This is a genomic window from Tsukamurella strandjordii (genome assembly GCF_039525985.1).
Taxonomy (GTDB): domain Bacteria; phylum Actinomycetota; class Actinomycetes; order Mycobacteriales; family Mycobacteriaceae; genus Tsukamurella; species Tsukamurella strandjordii.
Genome location: NZ_BAAAII010000006.1, coordinates 597,616 through 617,557, shown reverse-complemented (window position 1 = coordinate 617,557; position 19,942 = coordinate 597,616). Strand labels below are relative to the sequence as shown.

Here is a 19,942-nt window from a genome sequence, read left to right as displayed (position 1 = left end):
TGAGCACGCGGGCGAACTCCACCGCACACCGCCGTGCGGCGCGTTGAATGGAAGCCGACGCCGCACCCGATCATCGCCGAACGGAGCACCATGATCCGCACGCAATCCGTCCGCGGGGTGACGTACACCTTCACCTCGATGGCAGACCTGCTGGCCAAGGCCACCCCGCTGCGCTCGGGCGACGAGCTCGCCGGGTGCGCCGCACACTCGGACGCCGAGCGGGCCGCCGCGAAGTGGGCACTCGCCGACGTCCCGCTCACGGCCCTCCTGGAAGAGCTCGTCGTGCCCTACGAGTCCGACGAGGTGACCCGGCTCATCATCGATACGCACGACCGCGCTGCGTTCGCCCCGATCGCCCACCTCACCGTGGGCGATCTGCGGGATCTGCTGCTGCGCATCGCCGTCGCCCCCGACGCCGGGGACCGCCTCGCCGCCCTGTCTCCGGCACTCACTCCGGAGATGGTCGCCGCCGTGAGCAAGCTGATGCGCAACCAGGACCTCATCGCCGTGGCGCGTGCGGTCCGGGTGACGGCGGCCTTCCGCACCACCATCGGACTGCCCGGCACCGTCGCGACCCGGCTGCAACCCAACCACCCCACGGACGATCCGCAGGGCATCGCCGCCGCCACCCTCGACGGGCTGCTCCTGGGCTGCGGCGACGCCGTGATCGGGATCAATCCCGCGACGGACTCCCCGCACGCGACCTCGGACCTGCTGCACCTGCTGGACGAGGTGCGCACCCGGTTCGAGATCCCCACCCAGTCCTGCGTACTCAGCCACGTGACCACCACACTGGGCCTGATCGAGAAGGGTGCACCGGTGGACCTGGTCTTCCAGTCCATCGCAGGCACGGAGGCTGCCAATTCCGCCTTCGGCGTGTCGATCTCACTGCTGGAGGAGGCCAACACCGCCGCCCGGGAACTGCAGCGGGGCACCGTCGGCGAGAACGTGATGTACCTCGAGACCGGCCAGGGCTCCGCCCTGTCGTCCGGGACGCACCTGGGCACCGGCGGTGCGCCGGTGGACCAGCAGACCCTGGAGACACGTGCCTACGCCGTCGCCCGGCACGTGGATCCGTTGCTGGTGAACACGGTGGTCGGGTTCATCGGCCCCGAGTACCTCTACGACGGCAAGCAGATCACCCGGGCCGGGCTGGAGGATCACTTCTGCGGCAAGCTGCTGGGCCTGCCGATGGGCGTGGACGTCTGCTACACCAATCACGCCGAGGCCGACCAGGACGATATGGATGACCTGCTCACGCTCTTGGCCGTGGCGGGGGTCTCGTTCGTGATCACGGTGCCGGGTGCGGACGATGTGATGCTGGGCTACCAGTCGCTGGCCTTCCACGACGCGCTCTACGTGCGCCGGGCCCTGGGGCTGCGCCCCGCACCGGAGTTCGACGCGTGGCTGGCGAGCCAGGGCATGACCGACGAGCTCGGCGGCCTGCGCGACATCGCGGTCGAGACCTCACCCCTGCGCGAGCTCACAGCGGGGACACGACGATGAGCACACCGGAGCGCCGCGACGGCGACTTCTGGGACGCCCTGCGCACCACCACGCAGTCCCGGATCGGCCTGGGACGCACCGGCGATGCCCTGCCCACGCGTCGGGTGCTGGAGTTCGCGGCGGCGCACGCGACCGCCCGCGATGCGGTGCATCAGCCGCTCGACGTGGCGGCCTTCACCGAGCGGGTGCGCACGCTGGGCCTGGGCGAACCGCACGCGGTGGTGAGTCGCGCCGCGGATCGGGGCGAGTACCTGCGCCGCCCCGATCTCGGCCGCGCGCCCGCCGATGTCGCGCACCTCGCCCGCGCGGATGCCGACCTGGCGATCGTGCTCGCCGACGGTCTGTCGCCGCGTGCCCTCACCGATCACGGTGTGCCACTGGCGCAGGCGATCCTGACCGCACTCCCCGACGACATCGCCGTCGCGACCCCCGTGATCGCGACGCAGGCGCGGGTGGCGCTCGGCGACCACGTGGCCCGCGCCCTCGGCGTGCGCACCCTGCTGGTGCTGATCGGCGAGCGACCCGGGCTCTCCGTGGCGGACAGCCTGGGGATCTACCTCACCCACCGCGCCGATCCCGAGGACTTCGGGCAGGGCGTCACGGACGCGCATCGCAACTGCATCTCGAACATCCATCCCCCGGAGGGGCTCGGCTACACCGACGCCGCGCGGATCGCCGCCGCCCTGGTGGTGGGCGCCCGACGCCTCGGCAGGTCGGGCGTCGATCTCAAGGACACCTCGCGGGCCGAACTGTCCGGGCCAGGTTCGCCGGCCCTGGGCTGATCACCAGATGCGGACCCGGTCCTTCGGATCCAGCCACTCCTTGTCGGCCGGTCCCACACCGAAGGTATCGGCGAAGGCACCGATGTTCTTGACCACCTGATTGGCACGGAACTCGTTGGGCGCGTGCGGATCCGTCGCCAGGGCCTGGACCGCGGCCGAGGGCCTGGTCTTCGCGCGCCAGATCCGGCCCCAGCTCAGGAACAGCGGCGTCAGGTCCGGACCGGCAGCGGGTGCCGTACTCGACGGTGCGGCGGCCGAGGACGAGCTCCCGGATGCCGCTTCGGTACCGGGGTCACGGTTGGCCACCGCGATCCGGTAGGCGGCGACCGCGATCGACAGGCCGCCGAGGTCCGCGAGGTTCTCCCCCACCGTGAATCCGCCGTTGACCTTGTTCTCGGGCGCCAGTCCCGCGGGGACGAGCGCATCGTACTGCGCGATCAGCGCCTTGGTCCGCTTGTCGAACTCCGCCCGGTCGGCGGGCTCCCACCAGTCCTTGAGGTTGCCGTCACCGTCGTACTTCGCGCCCTGATCGTCGAAGGCGTGGCCGATCTCGTGCCCGATCACCGCCCCGATCCCGCCGTAGTTGACGGCGGCCTGGGCATCCGGCGAGAAGAACGGCGACTGCAGGATGGCCGCCGGGAAGACGATCTCGTTCATCCCCGGGTTGTAGTAGGCGTTCACCGTCTGGGGCGTCATCAACCACTCGTCGCGGTTCACCGGCTTGGGGAGCTTGGCCAGCTGGTAGGCGTTGTCGAACTCGGCGGAGGCACGGGCGTTGGCCACCACCGACTTCGGGTCCGTCTTCAGCCCGGAGTAGTCGCGCCACGTGTCGGGGTAGCCGATCTTGGTGCGGATCTTGTCGAGCTTGGCCGCGGCGGCGCGGCGCGTGGCGGGCGTCATCCAGTCGAGATCGGCGAAGCTGGCCCGGTAGGCACCCTTGAGGTTGTTGACCAGCTGTTCGGCCTGCTGCTTGGAATCGGCCGGGAAGTGCTTGGCCACATAGAGCTTTCCGAGCGCCTCGCCGACCGCGGACTCGACGGCGCTCACGCCGCGCTTCCATCGCTCCGGCTGCTGTTCCACACCTCGGAGGGTCTTCGAGTAGAAGTCGAAGTTGGCCTCGGCGAAGGGCGCCGAGAGCACCGCGGCGTACCCGCGGATCACCTGGATGCGCGCATGATCCTTCAGCGTCCCGAGATCGGTGTCCGCCCACAGCTTCGCGACCGCGGTGAGGAAGCTGGGCTGGGCCACGATCACGTTCTTCGCATCGTCGGCCTTGATCCCCACGGCCTTCTGCCACCGGTCCCAGTCGTATCCGGGCGCCAGTGTGGCCAGCTGCGACCAGGGCTGCGGGTTGTACGTGGCGGTCGCATCGCGGGACCGCACCTTGTCCCAATGTCCCTTGGCCACCGCGGTCTCGAAGGCCAGCACGCGGGCGGCCACGCCCGGGGCGTCGGAGAGCCCTGCCAGTGAGGCGATCTTCTCCAGGTAGGCGCGGTACTTGTCGCGGGCTTCCGCATACTTCGGATCGGAGTAGTAGGCCTGGTCGGGAAGCCCGATGCCGGACTGCACCAGGCTCAGTGCGTACTTGGACGAGTCCTTCTGGTCGGTGTCCACGTAGTAGCCCACCAGACCCGAGACGCCCTGCTTCTGGTGCGCGCCGATCACATCGAGGAGAGCCGCCTTATCGGCCGCCTTGTCGACGGCGTCGAGGTCCGGCTTGATCGGATCGGCACCGTCGCGGTCGATCCGGGCGGTGTCCATGTACGCCTCGTAGACGTCCCGGATCTTCGCCTCGTCGCCCCGCGGCCGCGGATCCTTGATGCCCTCGATGATGGCCTTGAGCTGCTCCTGCGCCCGATCGGAGAGATCGTCGAAGGTCGAGTACTGGGCCTTGTCGCCCGGTATCTGGAAACCGTCGTACCAGGCTCCGTTGACGTGCCGGTACAGATCGTCCTGCACGCGCACGCCGGGCGCGACCCCGGACAGGTCGGGGCCGGCGAGGGGCCGGTTCGGCCGCGCGGAGGTCGACGGTCCGCCGCCGGGCGTCTGCACACCGCACGCGGCGAGCACACCGGCGCCCGCCAGGACTCCGAACCCCGCGAGGAAACGTCGGCGATTGAATCCGGAGGTGGGCTGTCCGAACGGGTCTCGATCGGGGCGGGGCGGATGGACGTGGCCTTGCGGATCGTCACGGTGCATACCTGAATCTAACCGGAACAGCGGCGGTGTCACACTGAACGACATGGATCTCGCGGTCACCGTCGCGGTCCTCGCCGTGCTCGGCGCCTGCGCGTGGCAGGTGCGACGCGGCGGGCCCGGCGCCGCTCGGTTGCAGGCACTGGGGTGGGCCGCCGTCGCGTGGGTGCGCGCCAGTCCCGCCGCGACCTTCATCTGGCTGATCGTGTGTGTGAATTCGATCATGCTGATCGGGCTGCCGGAATCGGTGCAGACCGAGGTGTTGCTGGCGCACAGCACCAATCTCACCCAGTTCGCGCACCACCCGGTGCAATCGCTGGTCACCTCGGCGCTGTGGATCGAACCGGTCGACATCGTCTTCGCCACGGTGATGACGATCCTGGTGCTCGGCCCCGCGGAGCGGTGGCTGGGCCACGCCGGACTGGTCGCGGTGTACTTCACCGGCAGCGCCGTGGCCTCGCTGGTGGCCGTCTTCTCCGCGGGCAGGCTGGTGGCGCACGGGCTGCTCACCGACGACGTGGACGTGAGCGGCATGGTCGACGTCGGGGTGAGCTACGGCAGCCTGTGCGTCGCCGGGCTCCTGGTGTACCGGATCGCGCGCGTGCGATGGCGCCTGGTGGCCATGGTCGCGTTGCCGATCGCGGTGCAGCTCTCGCTGCCCTTCTTCGGGCTGTACGCCACGCTCGGACACCTGCGTGCGGTGGTCCTGGGCTATCTGCTCTGGCCCGTCACCCGGATACCCGCCGTCCGGCGCCGTGCGGCCACCTGGCGGTACCGGGCGCCGTCAGCCACCTGCGCCCCCGGCCGGGGCGGCCTCGGCGACGTCCCGTGATGTGACCACGATGGCGGCCACGACCAGTGCGATACCGACCGCCTCCAGCCAGCCGGGGCGCTGGCCCAGCATGACCGCTCCGACCGCCGTCGCCGTCACCGGCAGCAGGGCCAGGAGGAGGGCGAAGCGGGCACGCCCGATGCGGCGCAGCACCACCTGATCGAGCGCGTAGGGGATCACGGAGCTGAGCAGGCCGAGCCCCAGGCCCAAGACCCAGACCTCCCAACCCAGGAAGGACTCGGGGCGGGTGGCCACATCGAAGCCCAGTGCGGGGACGGCGAGCACCACCGCGCCCGCCGCCAGGCCCACGCCCAGCCCCTCGATGCCGCCCCCGGCATCGGCGACCCGCTTACCGAGAACGATGTACCCGGCCCACAGCGCGGCGGCGACCAGCGCGCACGCGACACCCACGGCACCATCGACCCCGGAGACGCCGCCGATGTTCACCCCGGCCACGCACACCACCCCGATCAGGGCGGCGGCCGCGGCCAGCAGGTCCACGGCGCGCCGCGATCCGGCGACCGCGACGGCGATCGGGCCCAGGAACTCGATGGCCACGGCCGTCCCCAGATCGATGTGCGCGATCGACTCGTAGAAGGCGATGTTCATCAGCACCGTCACCGTGCCGAAGCCGGCCGCGGCACGCAGTCTCGTGCGCGACCAGTCGGCGCGACGCGGCCGGAGCACCGCGACCAGGATCAATCCGGCGCCGGCGCCGCGCAGCCAGGCGACCGCGGCCGGGGAGAGCTGTTCGAACAATCCGACACCCAGCGACGCGCCCACGTACTGACTGACCGCGCCGACGATGAACATCGCGGGGATCAGCTGACGGGGCACGCCGCCACCTTACGAGTGTGAGCCCCGCCTCCCCCGCTCGGCGGGAACAATTCGGTATCGTCAGACGTATATCTAGATGTAGAAAAGCCACGGAGAGGGAGTTCGCTCCGCCTCCGCAGGGGATAGTGATCGGTTCGTAGAACGGAGGAGTCATGACGAACATCGACACCGCCACGGTTGCCACCGAGGCTCCGCTCACCGCGTCCGACCGGTGCGATCGGTGCGCCGCGGCCGCACAGGTGCGCGCCGTACTCCCGTCGGGGTTCGAGCTGCTGTTCTGCGGGCATCACTTCGCTGAGCACCGCGACAAGCTCGAATCCCAGGGTGCCGCAGTCACCGGCGGAGAACCCGTCGGCGTCTGACGCGACGGCGTGAAAAGGCTTGGTGCCCGGCGACTTCGGTCGCCGGGCACTGCCGTCTTCGGCGCCGGGCCGGTCGCTAGCGCCAGGTGCGCAGGGCGGCGATCCGCTCGCGGAGCTGCTCCGCGGAGGCCATCGCCGTGACCGGGCCACCGAGCCGGCTGCGCAGTTCGTTGTGGACCACGCCGTGCGGTTTACCGGTGCGGTGGTGGTGCATGGCGACCAACGAGTTCAGCTCGCGGCGCAACGCCGAGAGCTGCTCGCCGGCGGTGGCCCGCTCGGCCACCTCGACCGGGGGCGCAGGACGCTCGGCCTCCACGGACCGCGTGTCCACCTGCTCCTTCTGCCGCTGCTTGAGCAGCGCCCGCATCTGGTCCGCGTCGAGCAGTCCGGGCAGCCCCAGGTAGTCGGCCTCCTCATCACTGCCCGAGAAGGTGGCGGTGCCGTACGAGGAACCGTCGTAGATGAGCTGGTCGAGCTCGGCGTCGGCGTGCAGGGAGACGAAGGCCTTCTCCTCCTCGCCCGGCTCGTCCTTCTGCTTGTTCGCGTCGATCAGCAGTGCGTCGTCGAGCCCGTCGGAGTCGCGGTGCGGCTTGCCGAGCACGTGATCGCGCTGCTCCTCCAGCTTCGAGGCGAGGTCCAGCAGCACCGGCACCGAGGGCAGGAAGACGCTGGCGGTCTCGCCCTTCGTCCGCGACCGCACGAAGCGGCCGATGGCCTGCGCGAAGAACAGCGGCGTCGAGGCACTGGTGGCGTACACACCCACTGCCAGCCGCGGAACGTCCACACCCTCGGACACCATCCGCACGGCCACCATCCACTTGTCGCGGCTCGCCGAGAAGGCACTGATCCGCTTCGATGCGGTCGGATCGTCGGACAGCACCAGGGTGACCTGCTCGCCCGTGATGTCCTGCAGCAGTTCGGCGTAGTCACGCGCGGTGCTCTGATCGGTGGCGATCACCAGACCGCCGGCGTCGGGCATGGTGGTGCGCAGCTGATCGAGCCGGGTGTTCGCCGCCTGCAGCACCGCGGGGATCCAGTCGCCGTGCGGGTCCAGAGCGGTGCGCCAGGCGCGCGCCGTCTGCTCCTTGCTCAGCGGCTCGCCGAGCCGCGCAGTGAACTCCTCACCCGCGCTGGTGCGCCAGCTCGCCTGCCCGGAGTAGGCCAGGAAGACCACGGGCCGCACCACGCCGTCGGCGAGGGCGTCGGAGTAGCCGTACACGTGATCGGCCTTGGACCGCTGGCCGCCGCCGAACTCCGGCTCGTAGGTCACGAACGGGATCGGGTTGTCGTCGCTGCGGAACGGGGTACCGGTGAGCGCCAGCCGCCGGGTCGCGGGCTCGAAGGCCTCCCGCACACCCTCGCCCCAGCTCTTCGCGTCGCCGGCGTGATGAATCTCATCCAGGATCACGAGGGTCTTGTAGGCGCTGGTGCGCGCGTGATGCTTGAACGGGTGCATGCCCACCTGTGCGTAGGTGATCACGACACCGTCGAAGTCCGACGAGGTGCTGCCGCCGGAGTTGGTGAAGTTCGGGTCGAGGTTGATGCCGTTGCGCGAGGCCGCCTCTGCCCACTGGTACTTCAGGTGCTCGGTGGGGGCCACCACGGTGACCCGCTCAACGGTGCGGTCGGCGAGCAGTTCCGCCGCCACACGCAGGGCGAACGTCGTCTTACCGGCACCGGGGGTGGCCACGGCCAGGAAGTCCTGCGGCTTCGCGGTCAGATACTTCGTGAGCGCACGGCGCTGCCAGACACGAAGTGAACCCGCCATGGAAAAACGCACCCCTCAACGACGCCCCCGAGGGCGCAGCATTTCGACTTTCAGACCCGAGGGAGTCTACCGGCAACACGCGGCCGATCCGGTTACGGCGCAATCGGGCCAGGTGGGGAAGACTGGAGGGTGATGGACGACGACCAGCCCGCTCCGGTGCCCGCACCGCCGGCCGCGGGGCCGCAGACCCAGGACCTCGATCGGCCCCGGGCGGCCCCGCTGCACACGCGTGCGCTCGCGGTGATCCGGTCGATGCTGCGGATCTTCTGGCGGACGATCGTCAAGTCCTGGGACGACTCGATCATCGGGCAGAGCGCGCAGGCCGCCTTCTGGCAGACCCTCTCGCTCCCGCCGCTGCTGCTGGGCCTGCTCGGCCTGACCGGTTACGTGGCGAACCTGTTCGGCCCCGACACGATCAACGTGATCCACGACAAGATCCTGTCGTTCAGCACCTCGGTGTTCACCGACAGCGTGGTGCAGGAGATCATCGGGCCGATGGTCGACGGCGTGCTCCGCGAGGGCCGTTTCGACATCGTCTCGATCGGTTTCATCATCGCCCTGTGGGCCGGATCGTCCGCGTTGTCGTCGTTCGTGGATTCGATCTGCATGGCGCACGACCAGCACACCGTGCGCAACCCGGTGCACCAGCGCTTCTTCGCGGTGCTGCTGTACATCGAGTTCCTGGTGATCGCGGTGCTGACGCTGCCGCTCGTCGCGCTCGGGCCCACGCTGATCGTCAAGTACCTGCCCGCGTCCTGGCATCCGGCGGTCGGCCGGCTGATCGACATCGGCTACCTGCCGTTCGTGGTCGCACTCCTCGTCGGTGCGCTGGCGCTGCTGTACCGGCAGGCGCTCCCCCGGCCGCTGCCCTGGTACCGGCAGGTTCCGGGCGCGGCCTTCGCGGCGCTCATCTTCCTGGTGGCCTCCACCGGCCTGCGCGTGTACCTCAGTGTGATCGCCACCCGCGGCTACTCCTACGGCGCGCTGGCGACCCCCATCGCCTTCCTGCTGTTCACGTTCTTCCTCGGCTTCGCCGTGATGGTCGGTGCCGAGTTCAACGCCGCGTTGCAGGCGCGGTGGCCCGCCCGCGAGGTCAAGACCGACCAGCTGCGCGAGTGGGTCACGGGGACGATGAAGGAAGTGGGCATCGACAATCCCGGCCGCGTCGCGGCGGAGGGGCTGCGGCGCGCGACCGATCCGATCCGCCGCCCGAAGCGCAAACCCGACCCCGAGCCACTCCCCGGGCCCCCGCCGGGGCCTCCGCCGGAGGCGCGGGAGATCACCCGGCGGCCGCCGCCGCGGGAACCCGCGGGTGCGCCGCGCGAGGTCGAACCGCGCTGACTACTTCTTCATGCGGTCGTAGATCTTCTTGCACTCCGGGCACACCGGCGAACCGGGCTTCGCCGACTTGGTGACGGGGAAGGTCTCGCCGCACAGCGCGACCACGAAGTTCCCCATCACCGCCGATTCGGCGATCTTGTTCTTGCGCACGTAGTGGAAGAACTTGGGTGTGTCGTCGTCGGTGCCGGTGTCGGCATCGACGTCGACATCGGGCTTCTCCAGGGTCTTCGTGCTCATGACTTTCATTCTGCCAGGACCAGTGGGACGATCGGAGGGTGACTGAAAGCGAGGACACGGGCGCGTCCACCCATCGGGGTGCGTACGTGATCACCAACGCCGAGGACTCCTACGAGGAGCAGCACCGGCGCCGGGTCCGTCGCTACCTGCTGATCATGGCCTTCCGCATTCCCGCCCTGGTGATCTCGGCGTGGGTGTACTCGGCCACCGGCAACTGGCCGATCGCGCTCGCGATCATCGCCGTCTCGATCCCGATCCCGTGGATCGCCGTCATCCGCGCGAACGATCGGCCCAAGCGGCGCCGGGGCGAGCCCGGCCGGTTCACCGCCCGCAAGAACGAGCGTCTCGCGCTGCAGGGCCACCCGATCAAGACCGTCACCGTCCCCGGTGAGTGAGTCCCACCCCGCCCCGATGCACCTCTCCCCTGCGCTGGCACCGCTGTGCCAACGGCTCGGTCCCGCCCTGGCCTCCGCCGGATTCACCGAATCGGGCGTCCGCGATCTGCTCGGTGACGACGTCTTCGGGTGCCTCTCGCGCGGCGAACCCGGCCCGGTCCTGGCCGCGGCCGCCGGCCCCGCACCACTCGCGGTCCTGACCCGCTTGTTCCTCGCCGCGGCGCCAGTGCCCGGTGCGCAGGTCGACGGTGCCCTGCATCCCGTCACGGCCGACGAGGCCGTGGCCGCGGGACTTCTCGAGGCCGACCCCGACGATCCGTCCGCGGTCCGCGCCGCGCTGGGCCTGCGCCCGCTCGATCTGCCGGACGGCGCGACCCAGTGGTTCGTCTCCGATCTCGACGGCCTGATGCGGCCGCACCCGCAGCACCGCGAGCACGTGCTCGGCGTGGGCCACGCCTCGCAGTCGCTGCTGCGCGCGACGCCGCGCGCAGCGGTGGGCACCGTGCTGGACCTCGGCACCGGATGCGGCGTGCACGCCTGTGCCGCTGCCCGTTTCGCCGATCACGTGGTCGCGACCGACATCAGCGAGCGGGCGGCAGGGTTCGCCGCCGCATCGGCTGCCCTCAACGGCGTCGAGGTGGACGTGCGGGCCGGGAGCTGGTTCGAACCGGTCGCCGGGCAACGTTTCGACCTGCTGGTGGCCAATCCCCCGTTCGTGGTGGGTGAGGGCAGGGTCGACCACACCTACCGGGACTCCGGCCTGGATCTCGACGGCGCCTCGGAACTGGTGGTCCGCGGCGCACCGGAGCATCTGGCGCCCGGCGGGACCGCGGCGCTGCTCGCCTCCTGGGTGCATCGCGAGGGCGAGTCCTGGCAGGCGCGGGTGGCCTCGTGGCTGCCGTCCGAGGGCGTAGCGGCGTGGGTGTTGCAGCGCGATGTGGCCGATCCCGCGCTGTACGTGGGCACCTGGCTGCGCGACGAGGGGCTCGACCCCCGCGTCGGCGAGGGACGGGCCAAATCGGATCGGTGGCTGGCGCATCTGGCGGATGCCGCGGTCACCGGCATCGGTTTCGGCTTCGTCTACCTCCGGGCGATCGACGGTCCGTCCGAGGTGGTGTGCGAGGAACTCTCGCAGCCCTTCGACGATCCGCTGGGAGCCGAGGTGCCCGGCCATTTCGCCCGCATGGCGTGGCTGCACGATGCCGACCTCGGGGCGGCTCGACCCCGGCTCATGCCCGATGTGGCGCTGGAGCGGGTGTCCGTGGCCGGCGACGAGGGCTGGGACGAGGCGGCGGTGCGGGTCACGCGGATGTCCGGCCCGCGCTGGACCCATGACATCGACGATGCGGCGGCGCGGCTACTGGCCGGCTGCCTCGGCGGGCTCACGACCGACGATCTGGTCGAGCTGCTCGAGGCCGCGACGGGCGAGGAAGGCCTGCGGGATCCGGCCCACCGGCTCCTGGCCGACCTGCACCGTCATGGCTTTGTCACATTTCTTTAAGCAACTTCTTAGATCGACTCTGCATTTGCGCAGGTCAACACGGTGTGCCTCGGGAACTCTCCGCGCCGGTCGTCCGTTGAACAGATGTACCGGCGATTAGGAGGAGCCACCATGGCACACCGCTTCAGCACCACTGCCCCCACAGCCGAGCGTGTCCGTCCCGAGTTGACGGAGGCCGATCTCGACGCTCAGAGCCCCGCAGCCGACCTGGTGCGGGTGTACCTCAACGGCATCGGCCGCACCGCACTGCTCACCGCGGAGGACGAGGTCGAGCTGGCCAAGCGCATCGAGGCCGGGCTGTACGCCCAGCACCTGCTCGACACCAAGAAGCGTCTGTCGGCGTCGAAGAAGCGTGACCTGGCCTTCATCGTCCGCGACGGCCAGGCCGCGCGCCAGCACCTGCTGGAGGCCAACCTGCGCCTCGTGGTGTCGCTGGCCAAGCGCTACACCGGCCGCGGCATGCCGCTGCTGGACCTGATCCAGGAGGGCAACCTCGGCCTGATCCGCGCGATGGAGAAGTTCGACTACGCCAAGGGATTCAAGTTCTCGACGTACGCCACCTGGTGGATCCGCCAGGCGATCACCCGCGGCATGGCCGATCAGTCGCGCACCATCCGGCTGCCCGTCCACCTCGTGGAGCAGGTGAACAAGCTGGCACGCATCCGCCGCGAGCTGCACCAGCAGCTGGGCCGCGAGGCCACCGATGCCGAGCTGGCCGCCGAGTCGGGCATCCCCGCCGAGAAGATCGCCGATCTCATGGATCACTCGCGTGATCCGGTGAGCCTGGACATGCCCGTCGGTTCCGATGAGGAGGCCCCGCTGGGCGATTTCATCGAGGACGCCGAGGCCGCCTCGGCCGAGTCGGCGGTCATCTCGACGCTCATGCACAGCGACGTCCGCTCGGTGCTCGCCACGCTCGACGAGCGTGAGCAGCAGGTGATCCGGCTGCGCTACGGCCTGGACGACGGTCAGCCGCGCACCCTCGACCAGATCGGCAAGCTGTTCGGCCTCTCGCGCGAGCGGGTCCGCCAGATCGAGCGCGAGGTCATGAGCAAGCTGCGCAACGGCGAGCGTGCCGACCGGCTGCGCGCCTACGCCAGCTAGGGCGACACCCGCTCGGGCGTCACCGAAGAACCATCACCGAAGGAACCGCGTCGGCTCACAGCCGGCGCGGTTCCGCCTGTTGGGCCAGGACATCGTTCGCGTGACCGATCCGGATCACCACCGACAACACGGAGGCGCCGGTGGTGGTGGCCAGGATCGGCTGGCAGTCGATGCTCTGGATCTCCGGGACCTCGTAGGCCAGCGCCGCGATCCTGGTCATCACGTCGATGAGGGCCACGCGGTCCACGCCGGCCTCGCCCGCGAATCCGTCCAGCAGGGGCGCCGATTTCGGTGCCGAGAGCAGATCGTGCGCGGAGGCGTTGGTGAGCGGCAGCAGGCGGTACGCGCGGTCGCCCAACAACTCCGGGACCGCCCCGCTCAGGCCGAAGGACAGCATCTGCCCGATCCTGGGATCGTTGTCGTAGCCGAGCGCGCAGCCGATCCCCTTGGCCGCCATCCGCTGCACGTGCAGGGTGCGCTCCCCCGTCTGCTCCGCGAGCTCGGCGAAGGCCGCGGCGACGGCCTCGGGCCCGCTGAGATCGAGCCGCACGGCGGCGAGATCGGCACGCAGCCGCCACCGGTCGCCCATGGCCTTGACCGCTACCGGGTAGCCGAGCCGGTCGGCGGCCGCCACGGCCGCCTCCGGCGAGGCCACCACGTCGAACGGCACCACCTCGACGCCGTAGAGCCGCAGCAGCTCTGCGCCCTGCTCGAAGGTCAGCGTCACCGAACCGCCGTCGCCGTTCGCCGGCGGGAGCAGCTCGCGCACCATGGTGCGGGCGGATTCGGCGTCGGTGCCGTCGGGGCGCGCCACATCGGAGACGGGCCGTGCGCGCCACTGCGCGTACTTCCAGCCGTTCGCGAGGACCCGCGCCGCGCGCTCGGGCTCGGGGTACGAGGGCACCGAACCGCGGACCCGCACCCCGTCCTCGTCGGTCACGGCGAGCAGCTCGGTGACGCCGTCGAAGGCCAGGAAGGTGGAGACGATCGGCTTGATCTGGCGGCGTGAGGCCTCCAACAGGACCGCGGCGTGCGCCTCGGGCGGAGCCTCGACCGGTGGGACGAAAACGGCGATGATCGCGTCCACCGCATCGTCGGCGAGCGCGGCGTCGATGGCCGCGCCGAACTCCTCCGGAGTCGCGGCGGCGCCCAGATCGACGGGTTCGGCCACATCGAGTCCGAGGCGCATGCCGGTGTGGGTGGCCAGCACGCCCAGCGCCGTCGAATTGCCGATGACCGCCACCCGCGGTCCCGCGGGCAAGGGCTGGTAGCTGAAGAAGGTGGCGCAGTCGAACAGCTCCGGGATCGAATCCACCTGCACCACACCGGAATTCTCGAACAGCGCCTCGGATGCCCGGCGACGCTGGTCGTAGTCGACGCCACCGCGATGCACCGCGACGATCGGCTTCTGGCGGGACAGGCGGCGCGCGATCCGCCCGAACTTGCGCGGATTACCGAAGCTCTCGAGGTACAGCAGCACCACCTCGGTGGCCGGGTCGGTGTCCCAATACTGCAGCACATCGTTGCCGGACATATCGGCGCGGTTACCGGCGGAGACGAAGGTGGACAGGCCCACGCCGCGTTTGGTGGCGGTGTCGAGGATCGCGATCCCCAGCGCCCCGGACTGGCAGAAGAAGCCCACGTTGCCGGGACCGGGCACCACCGGCGCGAGGGTGGCGTTCAGGCGCACCTCGCCGTCGGTGTTGATCACGCCGAGCGCGTTCGGGCCGATCAGCCGCATACCGTGCGACCGCACGGCGGTGAGCAGCCGCTGCTCGGATTCGGTGCCGCGGCCGCCGGCGTCGGAGAAGCCGGACGAGACCACGAGCAGCGTCCGCACCTCCTTCGCGAGGCAGTCGTCGAGCACCTGGTCCATGTTGTCGGCGGGCACCGCGACCACGGCGAGATCGACCTGGTCGGGAATGTCGCGCACGGACTCGTACGCGCGGATACCCGCGACCGAGCGGCGCTCGGGATGCACGGGGTACACCGGGCCGGCGAAGTCACCCGCGATGAGGTTGCGCAGCACCGCGTGTCCCACCTTCGACGGGGTGGCGGAGGCGCCGATCACGGCGATCGAGGTGGGCTGCAGGGCATTGCGCACGCTGCGCGCCTCGGACGCCAGCTCGCGCGCGTTGCGCACGGCGATCAGGGCCTCGGTGGGGTCGATGCCGAACTCCACGTGCACCACGCTGCCGTCGAAGCTGCGGCGCAACTCGTAGCCGGCCGCCTTGAAGACACTGACCATGTAGCGGTTCTCGGCCAGCACCTCGGCCTCGAACCGGTGGAACCCGCACTCCGCCGCGGCACCGGCGAGGTGTTCGAGCAGGATCGGCCCCAGACCGCGGCCCTGGTGTTCGTCGGCCACCACGAAGGCCACCTCGGCGGAGGTGGGCTTGCCCGCATCGGCGAGGCCCTCGTACAGGCCCACGGCGATGATCTTGTCGCCCAGCAGCGCCAGCAGGCACACCCGCTGGTGGTGGTCGACGGTGGTCATCCGTGCCACATCGCGCGGCGGCATCACCGGGTACGGGCCGAAGTAGCGCAGGTACCGGGTGCGCTCGGACAGCCCCGCGTGGAAGGCCACGATGGCGTCGGCATCGTCGGGCACTACGGGACGCAGGTGCACCACGCCGCCGTCGGAGGCCAGCACATCGGCCACCCAGTGCGCCGGGAACTCGTACGGTCCGGTCCGTCCGCCCGACGGTGCCTGCACCTCGACCTCCTTGTGGGGCACGGAGTTCGACGGCGCCGGATCGGCCGGCGCCCCGGGGTTCTGGTCAGTCACGGGGATCCTCCGGGTCCAGTCCATGGAGCGGGAAGACCGCTGATCGGGCACGGGCGATGAAGCGGTCGGTGGCGGCGTCGATGCTCGGCGCCGTCGGGTCGAAGGACGAGGGCTCCCACGGTGTGTAGTGGGTGTCGCCGCCCTCCCCCATGGTGTCCGGGATCGGCCCCGCTTCGCCACCGAGGCGATCGGCGGGGATCTGCGCCACGAGGTCCTTCCACTCCTGGGGGATCGGCGTGGCCGGGTCGACGTCGACACCGACCACCGCACCCAGCAGGTGCGTCCAGGCCCGCGGGACCACCGACACCAGCTGATAACCGCCGCCGCCCACCGCGAGCCAGCGGCCGTCGCAGACCTCATCGGCCAGATCGCGCATCGCGAGCATCGCGGCCCGCTGACCATCCACGGAGAGCGAGAGATCGGTGAGCGGATCGGCCGCGTGCGAATCGCACCCGCACTGACTGACGATGAGCTGCGGCCGGAACTCGCGCACCACCGACGGGACGACCGCGTGGAAGGCGCGCAGCCACAGCCCGTCCGGACAGAACGCGGGCACCGGCACGTTGACGGCCGTGCCGCGGGCCTCGGGGCCGCCGAGCTCCGACGGGAAGCCGGTGCCCGGCCACAGGTGCTGCGGGTCCTCGTGCACCGAGATGGTCAGCACCCGCGGATCGTTCCAGAAGGCCGCCTGCACACCGTCGCCGTGGTGGGCGTCGACGTCGATGTAGGCGATCCGGTCGAATCCGTTGTCGAGGAGCCAGGAGATCGAGATGGCGATGTCGTTGTAGACGCAGAAACCGGACGCGTGGGTGCGCATCGCGTGATGCATGCCGCCGGCGATGTTCGCGGCGCGGGTGGCGGCACCGGAGGCGATCGCCTTGGCACCGGTGAGGGTGGAGCCGACGATGGATGCCGCGGCCTCGTGCATGTGCAGGAAGACGGGGTTGTCGTCGTTGCCGAGCCCGAACCCGGTGAGATCGATGCGGGAGCGGCCCGAACCGGCCACGCGGACGGCGGCCTGATAGTCGTCGGTGTGTGCGCGAGCGAGATCGGCCACGTCGAAACCGGCGGGCGCCACCACTTCGGCTCCGTCGATCACGCCGAGCATCCGGGACAGTTCCATGGTGAGCCGCAGCCGCACCGGGTCCATCGGGTGCGAGTGGGAGAAGCGGTATTCGAGTACCGAGGGATCCCAGACCACCTGGGAGTCGGGGAACCGTGCCATGCTTCGAGCCTATCGGCGCGATGATCCGGGCATACCGGTTTACCCCGCATGCGACGCAGCACACGCCCCCGCTGCGGAGGCCCCCGGCGCGCCGGGGAATATCCGGGCGCTGTGACACGTCTAAGTTAGGTAACCTTTAGTCGGAGGGAATGGCGTTGCGTCTCCGTTAAGCTGATCGCGACGAGAAGGAGCTGGATTCGTGAACGATCTGGTGGACACCACCGAGATGTACCTGCGCACCATCTACGAACTCGAGGAAGAGGGCGTGGTGCCGCTGCGCGCACGCATCGCGGAGCGTCTCGATCAGAGCGGTCCGACCGTGTCGCAGACCGTGCAGCGGATGGAGCGCGACGGACTCGTCCGCGTGGCCGGCGACCGTCATCTGGAACTGAGCGATAAGGGCCGCAGCCTCGCCATCGCCGTGATGCGCAAGCACCGGCTCGCCGAGCGCCTGCTGGTCGATGTGATCGGGCTGCAGTGGGAGAACGTGCATGCGGAGGCCTGCCGCTGGGAGCACGTCATGAGCGAGGACGTCGAGCGGCGTCTGCTCGAGGTGCTGGGCAACCCCACCACCTCGCCCTACGGCAACCCGATCCCCGGGCTCGCCGATCTGGGCGTGACCACCGTGGGCGAGCTCGCTCGTCCCGCGCGCCTCACCGATCTGCCGCAGGGCGGTCCCACCGCCGTGGTGATCAAGCGGCTCGCCGAGCACGTGCAGGCCGATAACGACCTGATCAGCAGGTTCCGGGAAGCGGGTGTGGTGCCCGACGCTCGCGTCGCCGTCACCGTGCAGCGCGGCTCCGTGGTGATCTCCGTGGCGGGTCACGAGGACTTCGAGCTGTCCGACGAGATGGCGCACGCCGTCTTCGCCGAGGCGGTGTAGTCGCTCGATGCGTCTTCTGGTGACCGGCGGCGCCGGGTATGTGGGCAGTGTGTGCACTCAGGTCCTGCTGGAGCAGGGGCATGAGGTCACGGTCCTCGACGATCTGAGCACCGGCAACCGCGAGGCGGTCCCCGCCGGTGCCACCTTCGTCGAGGGCGATGTGGCGACGGCGGCCCGTCCGATTCTCATCGACGGCGAGTTCGACGGGGTGCTGCATTTCGCGGCCAAGTCGCTCGTCGGCGAGTCGGTGAAGCATCCGCACAATTACTGGCAGGGCAACGTGGTCACCACGCTGTCGCTGCTGGACGCGATGCTCGCCGCGGGTGTGCCCCGGCTGGTGTTCTCGTCGACCGCCGCCACCTACGGTGAGCCCGAATCGGTTCCGATCACCGAGGACGCGCGCACCGCGCCCACCAACACCTACGGCGCCACCAAGCTCGCCATCGACGCCGCCATCTCGTCGTACGCCACCGCCTACGGGCTGGCCGCCGTCTCGTTGCGGTACTTCAACGTGGCGGGAAGCTACGCGGGGATCGGCGAGAACCGCGAGGTGGAAACGCATCTGATCCCGCTGGTGCTGCAGACCGCGCTGGGGCAGCGTCCGGACATCGCCGTCTTCGGCGCCGACTACCCCACGGGCGACGGCACTGCGGTGCGTGACTACGTGCACGTCAAGGATCTCGCCGATGCGCACCTCCTCGCGCTCGATCACGCCCGTACCGGCGCGCACGACGTTTTCAATCTCGGTTCGGGCGAAGGCTTCTCGGTGCGTCAGGTGATCGACACCTGCCGCGAGGTGACGGGCCGCGACATCCCCGAGGTGGCGGCCGAGCGGCGTGCGGGCGATCCCGCCGTGCTCGTGGCATCGTCGCAGCGGGCCCACGACGAACTCGGCTGGCGCCCACAGCACACTGATCTGCGCGGCATCGTCTCCGACGCCTGGGAGTTCACTCAGGCCCTGGGCGATCGCGCCCACGCCGCCCGGCGCTGACCCCGGCATCGCGCACTTCTCATCCCGCGAGCGGGAACTCGGTGTCCCGCGGCGGTAGGGCGATGCCCAGGGTCCGCGCGACGTGCTCGCCCGATTCCGCCGCGGCAGCCAGGGCACGCGGGCTCAATCCGCCCTCGAAGGCGCGCGCGAGCAGTCGCGCGGCGCGGTAGCCGCGATCCGCCGCGAGGGCCGCGTCCAAGGCGATCCCCGTGAGCGGGCCATCGCCCCGCGTGTACGCCGACGCCGCGACCAGCGTGGCCGCGGCAGCGCGCGGCGTCTGCGTCAGACGGCGCGCGAGCTCCGCGAACAGCGCGCGGGCCTCGTCGGCCACCACCGTCAGGCTGAGCCCGAAGGCCGCGTCCCGGACCCGCACGTCGAGCAGGGCGCCGCCCAGTAGCGCAACATCGGCGTCCGAGAGCGCCGCCGAGGTCATGATCGCGGCGAGCAGGGCGCCGAGGAGTTCCGTGGGATCTCCGCCGGTTTCGGCCTCCGCCACCCCGATGCACTCGTCGAGACCGATCCCCGGGCCCGACGGCGCGACCAGGGCCACGAGCTCCGCGCGTGATGATCGGACGGGCCGCCCTTCCATGGCCGCGGCGAGCGCCGCCGGCGAGGTGCGCGGATCGGCGATGCGCCCGCTCTCTCCGTGCCTGCACAGCCATCGCGCACCGTCGCCCAGGGTGGTGGCGAAGAAGAGGTCCGCCAGCACGATGTCGGTATCGAGGGACGTGGGTGCCCGCAGGTGCCCCTCCAGACTGCTGACCAGCGCGGGGATCGCTTTCGTCAGGCGGCGGTCGTCGACCACCACGCAGTACACCCGGTCGGCCCCCTGGGTGCGGAGCATCGCGAGGGCGTGCCCGATGTGCCGCCCGCAGTCCACCCGGAGGGTGCCCGCACGCGTGAGCCCGAGATCGGTGCGCGCCGTGGCACCGATCCGGCCGGTCACCTCGTCGTGCACGAGCAGCACCACGGACCGCTCGGGGACGAAGCCCAGGAAGGCGGGCACCGCGGCGAGGAGCTCGCCGACGCTGTCGATGGGCAGGGCGTGGGAACTGCGGAAGGTCGTCATGGTCGAAGACTGGCCGAGGACGCCGACCCCGCACCGGTCGCCGCCGCCGGCCATCCCCAGCAATGCGTACGAAATGTCGCCCGGTCGCGCCGTCCGTCCACAGCCCCCGACCTGCGACGCCGATC

Annotated in this window: 17 protein-coding genes; 10 read left to right on the top strand and 7 right to left on the bottom strand. The window is 70.4% G+C overall.

Annotated features, from left to right (window positions below; all coding sequences use genetic code 11):
* The first annotated feature begins 90 nt into the window (after positions 1 to 90).
* Both ABD108_RS14110 and eutC read left to right on the top strand, forming a co-directional pair.
* Positions 91 to 1,506: an ethanolamine ammonia-lyase subunit EutB gene (locus ABD108_RS14110; protein ID WP_343930594.1), complete on the top strand. Its 1,416-nt coding sequence runs from the start codon at positions 91 to 93 to the stop codon at positions 1,504 to 1,506.
* Positions 1,503 to 2,288, top strand: a complete 786-nt coding sequence (gene eutC / locus ABD108_RS14105; RefSeq protein ID WP_343930593.1) for an ethanolamine ammonia-lyase subunit EutC — start codon at positions 1,503 to 1,505, stop codon at positions 2,286 to 2,288. The genes ABD108_RS14110 and eutC overlap by 4 nt, the downstream gene beginning before the upstream one ends.
* Here eutC and ABD108_RS14100 read toward each other — a convergent pair whose 3' ends face one another.
* The gene (locus ABD108_RS14100; RefSeq protein WP_343930592.1) at positions 2,289 to 4,487 is read right to left on the bottom strand and encodes a M13 family metallopeptidase; all 2,199 of its coding nucleotides are present in this window, start codon (positions 4,485 to 4,487) and stop codon (positions 2,289 to 2,291) included.
* Between the two features lie 43 nt (positions 4,488 to 4,530).
* Between ABD108_RS14100 and ABD108_RS14095 the strand changes: the two genes are divergently transcribed.
* Entirely contained in the window at positions 4,531 to 5,316 is a 786-nt protein-coding gene (locus ABD108_RS14095; RefSeq protein WP_343930591.1) for a rhomboid-like protein, read from the top strand.
* Here the strand turns inward: ABD108_RS14095 and ABD108_RS14090 are convergent.
* On the bottom strand, positions 5,269 to 6,153 hold the full coding sequence (locus ABD108_RS14090) for an EamA family transporter (RefSeq protein ID WP_343930590.1): 885 nt from the start codon (positions 6,151 to 6,153) through the stop codon (positions 5,269 to 5,271). The two genes, ABD108_RS14095 and ABD108_RS14090, sit on opposite strands and share 48 nt — an antisense overlap.
* 152 nt (positions 6,154 to 6,305) lie before the next feature.
* Between ABD108_RS14090 and ABD108_RS14085 the strand changes: the two genes are divergently transcribed.
* Complete coding sequence (locus ABD108_RS14085) at positions 6,306 to 6,515, top strand: DUF7455 domain-containing protein (RefSeq protein ID WP_220659116.1); 210 nt, start codon at positions 6,306 to 6,308, stop codon at positions 6,513 to 6,515.
* A 76-nt stretch (positions 6,516 to 6,591) separates the two neighbouring features.
* Here the strand turns inward: ABD108_RS14085 and ABD108_RS14080 are convergent, their stop codons facing one another.
* Complete coding sequence (locus tag ABD108_RS14080) at positions 6,592 to 8,283, bottom strand: DEAD/DEAH box helicase (RefSeq protein ID WP_220659117.1); 1,692 nt, start codon at positions 8,281 to 8,283, stop codon at positions 6,592 to 6,594.
* A gap of 132 nt (positions 8,284 to 8,415) precedes the next feature.
* On the opposite strand from ABD108_RS14080, the gene ABD108_RS14075 reads away from it, so the two are divergent.
* Positions 8,416 to 9,624 carry a YihY/virulence factor BrkB family protein gene (locus ABD108_RS14075; protein WP_343930589.1) on the top strand — a complete coding sequence of 403 codons (1,209 nt, stop codon included), beginning with the start codon at positions 8,416 to 8,418 and terminating at the stop codon, positions 9,622 to 9,624.
* Here ABD108_RS14075 and ABD108_RS14070 read toward each other — a convergent pair whose 3' ends face one another.
* Positions 9,625 to 9,861 carry a DUF3039 domain-containing protein gene (locus ABD108_RS14070; RefSeq protein WP_220659119.1) on the bottom strand — a complete coding sequence of 79 codons (237 nt, stop codon included), beginning with the start codon at positions 9,859 to 9,861 and terminating at the stop codon, positions 9,625 to 9,627.
* Between the two features lie 38 nt (positions 9,862 to 9,899).
* Between ABD108_RS14070 and ABD108_RS14065 the strand changes: the two genes are divergently transcribed.
* From ABD108_RS14065 to ABD108_RS14055, 3 genes are all read left to right on the top strand, one after another.
* Complete coding sequence (locus tag ABD108_RS14065) at positions 9,900 to 10,256, top strand: DUF3099 domain-containing protein (protein WP_220659120.1); 357 nt, start codon at positions 9,900 to 9,902, stop codon at positions 10,254 to 10,256.
* A gap of 16 nt (positions 10,257 to 10,272) precedes the next feature.
* On the top strand, positions 10,273 to 11,757 hold the full coding sequence (locus tag ABD108_RS14060; RefSeq protein ID WP_344185247.1) for a DUF7782 domain-containing protein: 1,485 nt from the start codon (positions 10,273 to 10,275) through the stop codon (positions 11,755 to 11,757).
* A gap of 111 nt (positions 11,758 to 11,868) precedes the next feature.
* Positions 11,869 to 12,861: a sigma-70 family RNA polymerase sigma factor gene (locus tag ABD108_RS14055; RefSeq protein ID WP_220659121.1), complete on the top strand. Its 993-nt coding sequence runs from the start codon at positions 11,869 to 11,871 to the stop codon at positions 12,859 to 12,861.
* Positions 12,862 to 12,916: 55 nt separating this feature from the next.
* On the opposite strand, the gene ABD108_RS14050 is transcribed toward ABD108_RS14055, so the two are convergent.
* Together ABD108_RS14050 and ABD108_RS14045 are read right to left on the bottom strand one after the other, a co-directional pair.
* Positions 12,917 to 15,673, bottom strand: coding sequence for a bifunctional acetate--CoA ligase family protein/GNAT family N-acetyltransferase (locus ABD108_RS14050; RefSeq protein WP_305110801.1), 2,757 nt, complete (start codon positions 15,671 to 15,673; stop codon positions 12,917 to 12,919).
* Positions 15,642 to 16,874, bottom strand: coding sequence for an acetoin utilization protein AcuC (locus ABD108_RS14045; protein WP_343930587.1), 1,233 nt, complete (start codon positions 16,872 to 16,874; stop codon positions 15,642 to 15,644). The genes ABD108_RS14050 and ABD108_RS14045 overlap by 32 nt, the downstream gene beginning before the upstream one ends.
* A gap of 199 nt (positions 16,875 to 17,073) precedes the next feature.
* On the opposite strand from ABD108_RS14045, the gene ABD108_RS14040 reads away from it, so the two are divergent.
* Complete coding sequence (locus tag ABD108_RS14040; RefSeq protein WP_220659124.1) at positions 17,074 to 17,757, top strand: iron-dependent transcriptional repressor DtxR; 684 nt, start codon at positions 17,074 to 17,076, stop codon at positions 17,755 to 17,757.
* Positions 17,758 to 17,764: 7 nt separating this feature from the next.
* Complete coding sequence (gene galE / locus ABD108_RS14035; RefSeq protein ID WP_343930586.1) at positions 17,765 to 18,748, top strand: UDP-glucose 4-epimerase GalE; 984 nt, start codon at positions 17,765 to 17,767, stop codon at positions 18,746 to 18,748.
* A gap of 19 nt (positions 18,749 to 18,767) precedes the next feature.
* On the opposite strand, the gene ABD108_RS14030 is transcribed toward galE, so the two are convergent.
* A complete protein-coding gene (locus ABD108_RS14030) occupies positions 18,768 to 19,817 on the bottom strand; it encodes a DUF4192 domain-containing protein (protein WP_343930585.1) in 1,050 nt (349 codons plus the stop codon).
* Positions 19,818 to 19,942: the final 125 nt, after the last annotated feature.

Coding starts and splice junctions, on each gene's coding strand:
- ABD108_RS14110 (WP_343930594.1), top strand. CDS start 91: ATGATCCGCACGCAATCCGTCCGCGGGGTGACGTACACCTTCACCTCG.
- eutC (WP_343930593.1), top strand. CDS start 1,503: ATGAGCACACCGGAGCGCCGCGACGGCGACTTCTGGGACGCCCTGCGC.
- ABD108_RS14100 (WP_343930592.1), bottom strand. CDS start 4,487: ATGCACCGTGACGATCCGCAAGGCCACGTCCATCCGCCCCGCCCCGAT.
- ABD108_RS14095 (WP_343930591.1), top strand. CDS start 4,531: ATGGATCTCGCGGTCACCGTCGCGGTCCTCGCCGTGCTCGGCGCCTGC.
- ABD108_RS14085 (WP_220659116.1), top strand. CDS start 6,306: ATGACGAACATCGACACCGCCACGGTTGCCACCGAGGCTCCGCTCACC.
- ABD108_RS14080 (WP_220659117.1), bottom strand. CDS start 8,283: ATGGCGGGTTCACTTCGTGTCTGGCAGCGCCGTGCGCTCACGAAGTAT.
- ABD108_RS14075 (WP_343930589.1), top strand. CDS start 8,416: ATGGACGACGACCAGCCCGCTCCGGTGCCCGCACCGCCGGCCGCGGGG.
- ABD108_RS14070 (WP_220659119.1), bottom strand. CDS start 9,861: ATGAGCACGAAGACCCTGGAGAAGCCCGATGTCGACGTCGATGCCGAC.
- ABD108_RS14060 (WP_344185247.1), top strand. CDS start 10,273: ATGCACCTCTCCCCTGCGCTGGCACCGCTGTGCCAACGGCTCGGTCCC.
- ABD108_RS14055 (WP_220659121.1), top strand. CDS start 11,869: ATGGCACACCGCTTCAGCACCACTGCCCCCACAGCCGAGCGTGTCCGT.
- ABD108_RS14050 (WP_305110801.1), bottom strand. CDS start 15,673: ATGGACTGGACCCGGAGGATCCCCGTGACTGACCAGAACCCCGGGGCG.
- ABD108_RS14045 (WP_343930587.1), bottom strand. CDS start 16,874: ATGGCACGGTTCCCCGACTCCCAGGTGGTCTGGGATCCCTCGGTACTC.
- galE (WP_343930586.1), top strand. CDS start 17,765: ATGCGTCTTCTGGTGACCGGCGGCGCCGGGTATGTGGGCAGTGTGTGC.
- ABD108_RS14030 (WP_343930585.1), bottom strand. CDS start 19,817: ATGACGACCTTCCGCAGTTCCCACGCCCTGCCCATCGACAGCGTCGGC.